The sequence below is a fragment of the Desulfothermus sp. genome, assembly GCF_053993635.1.
Genome location: NZ_JBMYBT010000117.1, coordinates 1 through 13446 on the forward strand (window position 1 = coordinate 1; position 13446 = coordinate 13446).

Sequence of the window (13446 nt, forward strand, 5' to 3'; positions counted from 1 at the left end):
GGTATATATTCTTCAATAGATGGGATAATACCAACACATAAGAACACCAAAATTCCTATAAGTAACCATTTACCCTTAAAATTTACAACAGCCAAAAGAAATAGAAAAGAGACAAATACTCCTAAAAAAACAGAACGCGAACCAGTTCCTACAATATCTACTAAAGCAATGACAATAAGGACAATACAGAATAAACGCCAAAATATAGATTTGGTAGTAAAAAGAAAGCCAAAGCTAAAACCAAGAATAAGTAATAAAAAAGAAGCAAAAAAATCAGGGTCTAAAAAAGTAGAAGCAACTCTTACCCAGGATTCTTCTTGAAAGTTAATTTGTTCCCATTTATTACTGACTAAACCTCCTCCCTTTGCCCCACTGATGAGATAATATTTCATGCCAAATAATTGCAGAATAGACTGACCTGTAATTAACTCATAAATGCCAAAGCATCCTACCACAAATGAAATAAGCAAAATGGTTTTATAACCACGCTCAAGCCATTTTGGGGTCTGAAGAAGGTCAACAATTAGAACCATCAATAACCATAAAGGAAAAAGTTTAAATAAGAGATAACAAATACTAATTGAAATACTACGAGCATTAAAAAAAGAAGGAATGGTTGAAAGCAAATATATAAAACTGGAAATAAGAATAGGATGACTAAAAGGAACTTGCAGAAGCCTTTTGTCCTTGTTAATTAAATACTTAAAAAACCATACTAAAACCACACACGGAGTAACTACTTTGGCAATAGTAAGAGAGCCGTCTTCATTTAATTTACCTAAAAATTGAAGAGGAATAGTAAATAGGACTAAAAGTAATCCCCACGCAGGTTCTTTCCAGATAATACATCCAATAACGACGACGACGAGAAAAACTAAACCCACTAAGGGATGAATACTGAATAAAACACCATAAATTCCACCTAATAACACAATCAAGAAAGAAAAGAAAAATAATTTTAACACCATGGCTATTCTAAGTAACCAAGGCTTCTTAGTCTTTCTTTAATGTCTTCAACTTCTTTTTCTGAATAGTCTTGCTTAACATTTGTAGGGAAAGACAAGGGGGTGTGTGTTTGTTTTACTTTTAAATCATGTTTAAATATTTCTGTAATCACTCGTCCATCCATATCTTCCAGAACTGGAGATTCTAAAAAAGCAAGGGTTGTAGGGGCAAGATCCATAATATTGACTTTTTCTAATTTTATCCGTTTTACTTCTTGGCCAAAGGCAATAAAGACACCATATCGTCTATGATCGCCACTGATCACACGGTAATCTTCAGCTGGAATAAAAGGTGTAAGCGCAGGTACATTTTTAAGCTGCACCTTCTCTATTTTTATGCCAGAAATTTGTATATCTTCCCGCCAACGGATTGTAATATCTGGAGCTTTAAATACATAAGGACCATGATATATCTCATCCCGAAGCAAAACTTCTTCTACAATTCTTTCTCCTGTTTTGGCATCACGACAATTAAGTAAATCTTCTTTTATTCTTTCTATTAGCTTAGAGTATTCTTTTCCTGGTTCAACAATACCTTCAGCTTCTCTTCCTTTAAGATTTATTCTAATGTTTGGAAACAAGGTATCAGAATAGGCTTTTGTTGTCTTCCAATTAATACCAGTAAAACATAATCGTGAATGAATGCGATTTCTAAAATCTGGCAAAATCTTAGCCATCATTTCTTTATATTTACGCGGTGTTATACCAGCCATAAGGCGATATAACCATTTCAAAAAAGAGATAAAATCACTTGGAGTGTGATAGTTTAAATACCCTTTACTTGCTAACCAGGCATTTAATTGGTTGCTGGCAGGATGCTTTTGGCCAAAACCATGATCAGACATAATCAGCAAAAGGTCATTTGTTCCAAGTCTCTTCTTTATCTCTCCTATTGCTTCATCTATTTTTCGGTAAGCATTGAGAATAGTATCTCCCCATAAAGCTGCCTCTTTAGGATTATGTTGCGGATGCGTAGGGTCCATATACTTCCAGAAACAATGTTGAACCGCATCAAGACTACGAAAAACCACCATGAAAAAGTCCCATTCATAGTTATCCATGAAATAACAAGCAATCTCTTTTTTCTGCTCAAGTTCCCTATAGAGCTTCTCAATACCTGCCTTTATGTTTCCGCCGATGATATATCCGGTAAGCCCTGGTTCTAAGATATATTCACCAAAGCGTTTTTCGATGGTAGTAATGATTTCGGGAGGAAAACAAAAGCCTTTACTTTTTGGTCCTGGTGCATCTAACCCGGCGATTAAAATCCCATTTACTGGTGGAGCCGGATAGGTCATCGGGACATTAATGACAATAACCTTTTTGCCACAATCTGATAATAACTTCCATAAACTTGGCTCTGCACATATACCACCATTGATAAACTCTATTTCATAACGCGAAGGAATGAAATCATAAAATTCATATATACCGTGTTTACCCGGATTTTTTCCAGTACTAAAAGATGTCCAGGCCGCCGCACTTCTCATATTTGGTACTGAATCAAGCCGACCATAAGCACCCTGTTCTAATAAAGTAGCAAAATGAGGCAAAAGACCCTTTTTAACCCATGGTTCAATTAAATCAAATGTGGCACCATCAAGACCAATAATTATTACTCGTTTTTTCACCTTTTACTCCTTAATATTTGAAAATAAACTTTTTTAGTCAAAAAACACATCTTTTCTAAAGAAAATTTATCTTTAATTCTCCTTTTTGCTTCTTTGCCCATCTTTTCTCCTAGATATGGAGACTGTAATAATCTTGCCATTGCGTCGATAAGTTCTTCATCATTTTGAAAAAGAATACCTGTTTTGTCAGCTTCTATTATTTCTGGCAAACTGCCAACTGCCCTCGCAACTACTGGTTTTCCCATGGCCATAGCCTCAAGAAGGGAATAAGGACAACTTTCAAAAAAGGAAGGAATAACAAAAACATCTATAACTTTCAAACAAGGAAGAATATCTTGGCAAAATCCCGTAAATATTACTTTATCATTTATTTTTAATTTTCTGGCTAAAAATTCTAAGTCAGCCTTAAGAGGACCTTCGCCTACAATTAAAACTTTAATATTAGGTATTATTTTACTTAATCTGTGGATAGCAAAAAGCAAAGAAGATATCCCTTTTATAGGTACTAATCTTGAGATACAACCAACTACTTTTTCTCCTTCTTTAATGCCTAACTTGTTTTTAACCTTCTTAAGGTCTAAGCTTACTTTTTCATATATATGCCAATCAAGTCCATTATAAATAAGATAAATCTTATGGGCAGGTATCCCTTTTTTTAAAAGAACATTCTTTATCCCTAAAGAAGTAGCGATAAATCCATCTGCATATTTTGCCGTAAAGTCATTTTGCCATAAAACCAATTTTTGGATGAATACACTTTTATACAAATCCTTTACGGCTTCATGCATATATGTATGCACTGTGGTAATTACTTTATATCTACTTAAAAAAGCTGTTAATCGTCCATAAAAATTGCTATTGATCGTATGAGTATGTATAATATTAGGATTTTCTTTCTTTATAAGACGAACTAGATCTAAAATAAAGTGAGGATCACCGGGTATTTTCCTTTTCAACCTAATTGTCCTTATTCCTTGCTTTTTGGCTTCTTGTTCAACTTCTCCTTGATGGAAAAGGACCAAAATTATATCTATCTCATTTTTCAATCCTTGCGCTAAATTAAAAACATGTGTTGCCACCCCACATTTATATCGTCCGCCTAATATATGCATTACTTTAAGCATAACTTTAGCTCTCTATAAATTTCTGCTGTGCCATCAAGACATCTTTTAAAAAAAAGTATTTGGGCTGTGTAGTCATGGGGAGAAATTCTATTTAGCCCTAATCTTTTTATAGCAAAACAATCATCGCCCGCTTTCCATCTTCCGAATTCTATAGTGCAAGCTCCCTTAAAACCGGCTGCTTTCACTATCTTTTTTGTCACCTCGTTATAATCTCCATAAGGATAACAAAAGAAGTTAACTTTTTTTCCTAATCTCTTTTCTATTATCTTTTTTGAGTCTAAAATTTCTTTTAAAGCCTCATTTTGAGTCAGCCGAGTGAGAAAAGGATGGGTTACTGTATGGGCGCCAAATTCTATACCATAGGCGTTCATTTCTTCTATTTCGTCCCAATTTAACATAGGAAAATTAACAAAAGTACTATTAATATAGCCTGTCGTTAAAAAAATAGTAGCGGTAAAACTAAATTCTTTTAACACCCTAAAAGCATTTTTATAAACACTTTTAAATCCATCATCAAAGGTTAAAACACAAATTTTTTCTCTCTGGCTTTGCTGTGCTTCTAATTGACTCAAAGTAAGTGTTTTATATCCATTTTTAGCTAAATACTCCATTTGTTTTCTAAAAACCTGTGGTGAAATAGAAATAAAAGAATTACTATTGTCAATAGAATGATAAGTAAAAATTGGTATACCTTCACTTTTTTTAAACAAACTTATAAGCCCTAATGCTTTTAAAAAAGACCGACGGAGAAAGGTTTTCATAATTATTTAGTAATGATCAGAATCTCCTCTGGTAATATACCAATTACTATATGTAAAAATTAAATCTTTAGATACACAATTCGGTATTTCTTCTCTGACAATTAGAGTGTGCGGAGTGCTTCTTTTGATAAAACCTTTTTTTTGTAAAAAAGCATATAAATGATTACCCTCTACTGTCCAACAAGAAACCACATCTACATCTTTCTCTTCAAAAAATCTTAAAGCACAAGCCAAAAGGATATTATATATTTTTTCTTTATCTTGACTTGTAACTAATATATCTATTATTTCGCCTCTTTTAACATCTTTTATTTCTGCTCCCAAGGATGCAAAACCTCTAACTTTTTCCTTAACCTCTAATACAATAAAACCTAAAATAGCATTATTCTCATCCACCACCGCAAAAGAAGTATATTTTACTTCAGGATGTAAGCTATATCTCCAATTAAGATAAGCACTATCACGCACAACCATAACTGGCGGATAATCATCTTTTACTCTTGTCCATAAATCATCAAATCGTTTGTCAAATTTTACGATTTGTTCAATGTGCCATTCTGATGGCAATTTAATTCTTTTAGTCCAAAAAAGACGAGCTTTAAAAAGAGTATCTAATACAGAGCCGATTTTTCCTTTTAAAAAAGGTGTCTTGCGTAAATAGGGACTTATTTTTAAAGGTTTTACTAACTTTTCAATTTTACCTATATCTTTATATCCCAGAAACTTTGTTGATATACGGCGTGTTAACTCTATGGCAAAGCCATAAGAAAAACAAATATGCGTGGGGATAAAAAAAGAGCGAGCAAGTTTTTCTAATTTAAAGAAAATTCCTCCTTTTCTGTAATTTGGGTCAATTAAAATATCCTGACATTGAGCTCCGATAATTTCCTCTTTGCCCACTTTCATTTTAAAAGGGATTGTTCCTATTTGACCTATAATTTTTCCCTCTATCTCACAGACAGCCATCAACTGTTCACCGGCAGGATTTTGCAGATATTTCCACCGCCAAAAATCCTCTTTTCTGATTGTGCCAAAAACTTTTTGATGTAAACGCCCAAGATTAGCAAAATCTTTTTGTTGTAAGTGTCTAAATTGAAACATGGCTAAAGAAATTTTTTAAACCAAAAAGGAATCACTTCACAAAAATCATTAAAAATAATCCCTGCTAAGCTTTTTACTTCGCATATTGTTTTCAGTTTTAACAAATCTGATTTATTTGTATAACCATATCTTAAGACTAAAAACACTCTTTCTGCTCGGCTCAATATCTTTTTGGTCTCATAAGAGGTTAAAGGAGAGGTATCTATAATGATATAATCATAAACAGATTTGAATTTATCTAACAAATGATCAAGTTTCTCTCCTAAAAAAAGTTCCAAGAAATCCGAAACACTTTTGCCAAAAGTGAGCACATCAAGATTAGCCAGCTTTACATCTTTATGGATATAATCAGCCTCCCCTTCAGTTTGTAATAACTCACTTAATCCAGGCCCCTCAGGTAATTTTAAAAGATTATTTAAAGAAGGATGCCAAGGATTAGCATCTATTAAGAGAGTTTTTTGATTGCGCATGGCCAAACTAAAAGCTAGATTTACAGCAATAAATGTCTTTCCTTCATCTTTACTTGGACTTGTTACAAGCACAACCTTTTGTCCTTTATTTTCAAGAAGTAAGACAGATGACAAGGCATAAAAGCTAGCTACCACCGTCTTTTTCCAGGCAGAAGTAATATTTGTTTTAGTTTTAGCTAATTTTTTGTTCTTTTTAATCACAAAAATCTTTTCCAAAGGAAAATTAACAAAGATTTCTTCTATGTCGTCTATACTTCTAATAGAACCATCAAAATAATTAAGTAAAAATACTAACCCGATAGCTGTAAAGAAAGAAACAAACAAACCCACAGGGACAAAGATTTCCAATTTAGGCCAATCCGGATCGGCATATTCAGAAACATAAGCAGGGTCAACAATGCGCATATCAAATTCACTTAAACGCGTTGCCTTTTGCACTTCAAATTTTCTTAACTTATCTTTTAAGGCTAAAAATACCTTTTCGTCAATGTCTTTTTGTTGTTGAAGGCGTGTAAATTCATTTTCTCTTTTAATAATGTTAGCTAACTCTTCTTCTAATTGCTGAATATTAGCTTCTAACTCCTTTTTCCTTCCCTCTAAAGACTGAATATTTATCTCTATCTGAGCCCTTTGCTTAAGGAGATTTTGATAAAGAGACAAACTCTCAAGCTTTTTTTCCTGTAAGGCTATATCCTTTTTTACCTGTGCTAATGCTTTTTTTCGGTCCTCTAAGTTGACTAAAGTCTCTGCCAATTCACTTTTTAGATTTTCAAGGGTATTTAATTTTAGACTCTTTTGTTCATCAAAAGAAACCACATTCCATCTTTCCTTAAAGAGCTCATATTGTCTAAGAGATTGCAAATATTTTTCTTCAACTGGTTTTAACTGGGATTTGATAAAATCACAAACTGTCTCTGCTTGCTGCTTTTCTAACTCTATCAGTTTGTCTATCACCAACTTTGCCATCGTATTAGCAATTTGGGTTGCCAAGGAGGGAGATTCTTCCCAAATACTCAGTTTGACTACTCGGGTATCTTCTTCCACTTCTACTTCTAAAGCATCATCAAGAAAATCTTCTACTGCTTCTGCAACATAATCTTTAGGTTTAGACTCAAGCAAACCATATTTTTCTAAAAGATCAAACGGATATTTGATAACATCAACAATTGCCTTTTTTATTTTATCCCTTAATTCTTCAGGTGCTTCTACCTTTTTACGCAAGCGTTCATCTAACTTAAACTGCCTGATAATGGCAAGGGCAATTTCCTGACTTTGGGCAACACTTACAAAATCATTAGCCAGATCTGTTTTAATACTTTCTTGGGCAGGTGTAGAGATATCTTCAAAAATAAGCGGTTGTTGTTTGGGATTTTGGTGGACAAGAATTTTAACTGTTGCTTCATAAGTAGGAGTAATAAGAAAAGTAAGAAACATAATCATGGCAAAAATGCCAATAAAAGTAAAGATTAGTGTCCATTTATAGCGAAATAAAGGATAAAAAATTAAATCTTTTAATGATTTTTCTTTCATATCTAAGGAGAACAAACAGGCGCAAGGCTAAAAAAACCTTTACCATCATTAATTAACAAAATATTCTGCTGCCGGCGATTTGCCACAACTATATCCAAAAAACCATCTCCATTTACATCTCCAAAATCAGCCCCATAGCTATTATCAATTCTATAAGGCAAGCGCCAAGACTTACCAATACCTTGAATACTCTCATCTCTAAAAAAGCCCTTACTGTCATTAATCAACAAACGGTTTTGTTGTCCGGGTAAAGGAGACTGTGATCCATTTTCATGACGGGAATTGGCTTCAAATATATCTAAATCACCATCATTATCTACATCTAAGAATAAAATCTTTTTGGTCAATTTAGCATAAGAAGGCAATCTAATAGAGGTTTCATCCGTAAAAAAAGCGCGACCATTATTAATCAGTAAACGATTTTGCTGTCCCCCACCTGAAAAAGTATGTGATCCTAAAGCATTCCCAAAAATTATATCCAAATCACCATCATTATCTACATCTCCTATATCTAAACAACGGGTACTATCGCTATCAACAGGAAATCTAAGATTAGTTTGATCAACAAAAAAGCCATTGCCTTTATTAAGCCAGAGTCTATTTTGAGGAGAACTACTGCACCGCGTATCAACTCTATTTCCTAATACTATATCCATATCACCATCATTATCTACATCTCCAACGGCTATAGCGCGTGTGCTATTTGTATCTACTGGCAATCTAAGAGAAGTTTCTTCTCTAAAAAAGCCTTTACCATCATTAATGAGTATTCTATTTTGCTGTCCTGTACATGTTAAAGGAAAAGCTACATTTGCCACGATAATATCTAAATCTCCATCCTTATCAACATCAACAAACTTAATCCCGCGGGAATTATCTTTAATCGCAGGTAGCCTGTAAGGCTGTCCGTTTTTAAAAGTTTCGTCTTTAAAAAAACCTTTACCATCATTAATTAAAAGTCTATTTTGGGCACCTTTTGTACCGGTATTGGCCACGATGATATCCACAAAGCCGTCTCCGTTCACATCTCCAATATCAATATCAACACTTGGCCACTGCTCTTGAGGAAAACGACTTGCGGTTTCATCCTGAAACTTACCTTTGCCGTTTATGTTTATGTATATTATATTTTGTTGTCTTAAATTAGCGACAATAATATCCAAATCACCATCATTGTCCACATCCGCAAATTTAATACCGATACTATTATTAGCATCTTGGGGAATACAAGTTTCCATATCGTCGGCTAGACACAAATTACAAAAACAACAAACAATTATTACTATTTGTATAATTTTTTGGATAATTTTTCTCATAGTTGACTGACCATAGCACAAAATAATTGGCTCACCAAGGTTATGTTTTTTTTCCGATAACAAACAACTCATAACCTCCGTTTGTCATTCTTTCAAATAACGAAAAAACAAAGACAATCATTTTACCCCAAGAACTCGTCCTCGCTTTGATTAAAGGTATAGACTGGGTTTTAAACATTAAAATGTCAAAATTATAGGTTTTTAAAATTTGCTTTAAGGTCCTTGGTCTAAAGTAAAACCAATGGTATTTATGATAAAGTTTTTTTAAAGGATAAGCAACTTTTTTAAATGACATAAAATAAATAAGCCAAGCCAATTTTTTTAAGAGAGAACTTTCATTGGGAGTATTTATCAATATAAGACCATCTTTTTTGAGAATTCTCCTAATTTCTTTTATTTTTACAAATGGATTATAAAAATGCTCTATAGCATCCCAAAGGGTAACCACATCAAAGCTTTCAGAAGGCAAATGCAGATTTTCCAATTCTCCTTCCATTACTTCTAAGCCATCCTTTCTGGCTTGGGCACAGGCAAAAGGTGATATTTCTACGCCCTTTGCTTCCCAACCATCATGCTTAGCCAGTTTGACAAACAGGCCTAGACCGCAACCTACATCTAAAAGCTTTCCCTTTTGGGGTTTAAGCTGATGCAAGATATGAAGTCCTTTGCGAAACTGCCTGATATTGCCTTCCCCAGAATAATACTGTGTCCTTTCTTGATAATAGTCCTTTCCATATAAACTCTTTAGATCAACCTGTTCTATTTCCAAAAAGCAAAGACCACACAAGGGACACTCTAAAAGTTTAAGATCATCAATGACACACTTCTTCCTTATCTGTTTATAACCACAAAATGGGCATTTAAAGAAGTCCATAATAATCCTTCACCAAATACCTAAGAATACTTTTTATATGTTCTTTTAACAAAGGATGAAACATCCCTTTCTTTTCTCTATCTAAAAAATGCACAATCTCCGCATGGGGAACATAAATGACGGTGTATCCTTTCTCTTTAGCCCGAAAACAAAAATCTATATCTTCGTACAGATAAAAAAACTTTTCATCAAAAAGACCTATATCATCCAAATATTGACGGCGAATAAGCATCGCGGCTCCATATACCCAATCTACCTCTCGCACTGTCTTATGATCCCAATCTTCCATGGTATATTTTTTCACAAAACGACTATGTGGAAACCAATTTCTTAGAACTGTCCCCTCAATCACTATATTTAAAGGTGAAGGAAAACACCGACAAGAAAGTTGAAGCTGTCCATTACGATAAACAAGCTTAGGACCTGCCACTGCTGCTTTAGGGTAGGCGGCCATTGTTTCTATAAGCACATCAAGTGCACCCGGCAGCACTAAGGTATCTACATCTAACATCAAAATAAATTCTCCTCTAGCTGCCTTAATGATTTGATTTCTTGCTTTGGTAACCCCTTGATTCTTTTTATTTGTTATCAATTTAATAGGAAACTGCTTCTGTCCTATATATTCTTGTTTAAGCATTTGGATTGTCCCATCTTGAGAACCATTATCCACAATTACCATCTCGTACTCATAGCGCCATTGTTTATCTAAAATAGAATCCAAACAATCAGCAAGCATTTGCTTTGCATTCCAAGTAATAAGGCCAATAGTTGCTTTCATTTTACTTTTCTTTTCCTCTTAGTGTAAATATAACCAACATTGTTTTGAACAAAATAACCAAATCCACAAAAAAACTACGGTGTTTAATATAAAACAAGTCATACTCTAAATTTTTATAGATCAAATCACTTCTATCCTTACTTATCTGCCACAATCCTGTAATACCTGGTAAAACCTGTAAACGCCTTTTTGCCATTTCACTGCGTGTATTAACTAAAAATGGCATCTCTGGTCTTGGTCCAACCAGACTCATCTCTCCTTTAAGAACATTAATAAGCTGTGGCAACTCATCCAAACCACTTCGTCTTAACCACCGTCCTATCCGTGTAATTCTGGTATCATTAATAGAGGTTGGGGCATGTTCATATTTAGGGACACTAACATACATTGTTCTAAATTTAATCAGTTTAAAAGGTTTGCCATTTTTACCTATCCTCTCATGCACAAAAAATATAGGACCAGCAGAATCCTTTTTAATAAGTACAGCTATAAGAAAAAAAAGAGGAAGGCTAATAATAAGTAAAAATAAAGCACTCGTAAAATCAAATATCCTTTTTAGGCCATCTATGTAAAATAATGGCCTATGTCCTAAAAAATCGCTTTCAACCAAGGTATAAAAGTCTGAGACGGGATAGGCAGATTTATCCTGCTCAGTAACCTTAAGATTGAGTTCTGGAAACTTTTTAATCTTTTTTAAAATCTCCTCTTTTTTATTTCCAACTATTCTTATTTTTTTATAACAATCCCACTTCTCTCTATACAACCATTCAACCTTAAAAAATACCCATCTCTCCAAAAAAAACAATAATATAAACAACCCTTCACTTTGCCAGTAAACACCTTTTAAAGCCAAAAAGCATACTCCTGCTATGGCTAATTTTAAAAAATAAGCCCATTTTTTTACCCTTAAAATGCCTGCTTCGAGCGTATAATTTTTTGTCATTATTCCAACAATAGCCATAAAACTTAAAAAAAGCCATTTTTGCGCTAACCCAATACTCCAAGCAAAACTTAAAAAAAATAACTGATCCCAAAAAAAATTAAGTAGCCTTAAACTAAACTCACATTTTCTTTCCATTCAAGCAGTTGGTGGCCTTAAACAAAGGAATTTTTCATATACCACTGAATAGACTTCTTAATACCATCAGCAATATCTGTTTTGGGTATATAATTTAACAATCTTTTCGCCTTAGAAATATCGGCTATAAATTTAAGAATTTCTCCGGTACGGTTTTCTTTGATAAGAATCTTATTATGTCCATTCATATACTTCTGAATTAAATGTGCTACTTCTGTTAACAATACCCCTTTACCTGTAGCAATATTAAAAACATTATTGGCCACGCTATCAAACTTTTGGATACACTTTATAATTCCCTCTACCGTATCATCAATATAAGTAAAATCTAACATTTTTTCTCGGCCATAAACAATTAAATCTTTATTTGCTTTCATTAATCTGATAAAAAGCGGCACAAGACGATCACTTTCATCATATTTTCCATAGACATTAGAAAATCTTAAAATAACAAAATTTATATTATAACACTTATGATAAGAATAAACAAATGCCTCTCCTCCTATTTTACTAGCCGTATAAGGGCTTTCACACAAGGAAACATGCACTTCCTCTTCTTTTTTTGACAAACTATCTGTATTGCCATATACTTCACGGCTAGAGGCAAAAATAAATTTCGTTATCCTATGACGGCGACAGTATTCCAAAACATTAAACAAAATATCAAGATTTTCTTTAGCTAAAAGTGGATTTTTAACAAGTTGATAAACACGCGCATTGGCTGCTAAATGAACGACCAAATCAGCAGGAGGAAGAGTATTTGTTTGTTCAAAATCCCGTAAGTCTCGTAAAATAGTCAAATTATCAACGGCTTCACTCCACTTATTTTTTCTTTTATCTACACCTATTAGCTCATATCCATCCTTTAAAAGGACTTTACATAAAGCAGTACCTATGGTGCCACTACTTCCTGTCACTAAAATGCGCTTAATTGCTAACATAATTATTAACCTTTTTTTAATATATGATGTTTATACCAAGTACTTACAATAAGGCCCTATTCAAGCGCTATTAAACTGCAATATTTATTATATAGTTACCTACCCGCCCAAAGGCAGTTCCGCCGTCAGTGCCCTCTCCACGGGCGTCACTTCCCGCCAGCCCAGCGGTAGAGCTTTTAAGGATAGCCAACCCTCTCTGCAATATCACTTTTGCAGTGTTAATGTCTGCATCATCAGTGTAGCCACAGTGCAGACAGCAAAAGATTTTCCCTTTCCTGTTTTTAGAATGAACAAAACCACAAGCTAAACAGGTCTGACTGCTCCTTCTGGGATCTACTTTTAGAAATACCTGTCCATACTGCCTGCACTTGTATTCAAGCATTCTGATAAAGGTGCTCCATGCTGAATCTATTATCTTTCACTTCTTCCACCACCACACCGTGGCTTTTAGCTATGATGGTGGAAATTTATAACTCTTTTAGCCTGCTTCTTCCATCTTTTGGAAAACTTCTTTTTTCTTGCAAGTTTCCTTTGTTCCCAAGCAAGCTTCTTAAGCCATTTTTCTAGAACATGAGGATGTCCTATCTTTGTCTTGTTAGACAAACATGCAAAGTCCCGAATACCCACATCTATGCCAACAAGACTGCTGTCTTCTGCAGACTTTGAGAAATTAGCTTTAACTACAATTGAGACATACCAGTGACCTTCAGTTTGTATCTGTATCTTCTCAATTGCATTTTGATATTGATTATATTATTATTTTATCTACTAATCAAGAATATATAAGCCTGTTTAAAAGGATTTTTCGAACAGGCGGCTTATTTATAATGAATGACAC

At 33.9% G+C, this 13446-nt stretch carries 13 protein-coding genes; all 13 read right to left on the reverse strand.

From position 1 onward, the window contains the following. The coding region (locus ACY2V1_RS08530; RefSeq protein WP_461834370.1) for an O-antigen ligase family protein at positions 1 to 968 on the reverse strand (968 nt) is incomplete at its 3' end. Positions 969 to 970: 2 nt separating this feature from the next. Continuing rightward, the gene (locus ACY2V1_RS08535; protein ID WP_461834371.1) at positions 971 to 2635 is read right to left on the reverse strand and encodes an alkaline phosphatase family protein; all 1665 of its coding nucleotides are present in this window, start codon (positions 2633 to 2635) and stop codon (positions 971 to 973) included. Further along, a complete protein-coding gene (locus ACY2V1_RS08540) occupies positions 2632 to 3759 on the reverse strand; it encodes a glycosyltransferase (protein WP_461834372.1) in 1128 nt (375 codons plus the stop codon). The genes ACY2V1_RS08535 and ACY2V1_RS08540 overlap by 4 nt, the downstream gene beginning before the upstream one ends. Further along, complete coding sequence (locus ACY2V1_RS08545; protein WP_461834373.1) at positions 3747 to 4469, reverse strand: polysaccharide deacetylase family protein; 723 nt, start codon at positions 4467 to 4469, stop codon at positions 3747 to 3749. The genes ACY2V1_RS08540 and ACY2V1_RS08545 overlap by 13 nt, the downstream gene beginning before the upstream one ends. A gap of 57 nt (positions 4470 to 4526) precedes the next feature. Further along, positions 4527 to 5621 (reverse strand): GNAT family N-acetyltransferase, encoded by a 1095-nt coding sequence (locus ACY2V1_RS08550; RefSeq protein WP_461834374.1) that lies wholly within the window; start codon positions 5619 to 5621, stop codon positions 4527 to 4529. 2 nt (positions 5622 to 5623) lie between these two features. Further along, entirely contained in the window at positions 5624 to 7621 is a 1998-nt protein-coding gene (locus ACY2V1_RS08555) for a GumC family protein (RefSeq protein ID WP_461834375.1), read from the reverse strand. A 2-nt stretch (positions 7622 to 7623) separates the two neighbouring features. Further along, the gene (locus ACY2V1_RS08560) at positions 7624 to 9009 is read right to left on the reverse strand and encodes an FG-GAP repeat domain-containing protein (protein WP_461834376.1); all 1386 of its coding nucleotides are present in this window, start codon (positions 9007 to 9009) and stop codon (positions 7624 to 7626) included. After that, positions 8978 to 9811, reverse strand: a complete 834-nt coding sequence (locus ACY2V1_RS08565; RefSeq protein WP_461834377.1) for a class I SAM-dependent methyltransferase — start codon at positions 9809 to 9811, stop codon at positions 8978 to 8980. Before ACY2V1_RS08565 ends, ACY2V1_RS08560 begins: the two co-directional genes overlap by 32 nt. Further along, on the reverse strand, positions 9798 to 10589 hold the full coding sequence (locus tag ACY2V1_RS08570; protein WP_461834378.1) for a glycosyltransferase family 2 protein: 792 nt from the start codon (positions 10587 to 10589) through the stop codon (positions 9798 to 9800). The genes ACY2V1_RS08565 and ACY2V1_RS08570 overlap by 14 nt, the downstream gene beginning before the upstream one ends. A gap of 1 nt (position 10590) precedes the next feature. Continuing rightward, positions 10591 to 11532, reverse strand: coding sequence for a sugar transferase (locus ACY2V1_RS08575; protein WP_461834379.1), 942 nt, complete (start codon positions 11530 to 11532; stop codon positions 10591 to 10593). A gap of 152 nt (positions 11533 to 11684) precedes the next feature. After that, the gene (locus tag ACY2V1_RS08580) at positions 11685 to 12608 is read right to left on the reverse strand and encodes an NAD-dependent epimerase/dehydratase family protein (protein ID WP_461834380.1); all 924 of its coding nucleotides are present in this window, start codon (positions 12606 to 12608) and stop codon (positions 11685 to 11687) included. Positions 12609 to 12678: 70 nt separating this feature from the next. Next, positions 12679 to 13023, reverse strand: a complete 345-nt coding sequence (locus ACY2V1_RS08585; protein ID WP_461834381.1) for a zinc ribbon domain-containing protein — start codon at positions 13021 to 13023, stop codon at positions 12679 to 12681. A gap of 32 nt (positions 13024 to 13055) precedes the next feature. Further along, a complete protein-coding gene (locus ACY2V1_RS08590) occupies positions 13056 to 13340 on the reverse strand; it encodes a transposase (protein WP_461834382.1) in 285 nt (94 codons plus the stop codon). Positions 13341 to 13446: the final 106 nt, after the last annotated feature.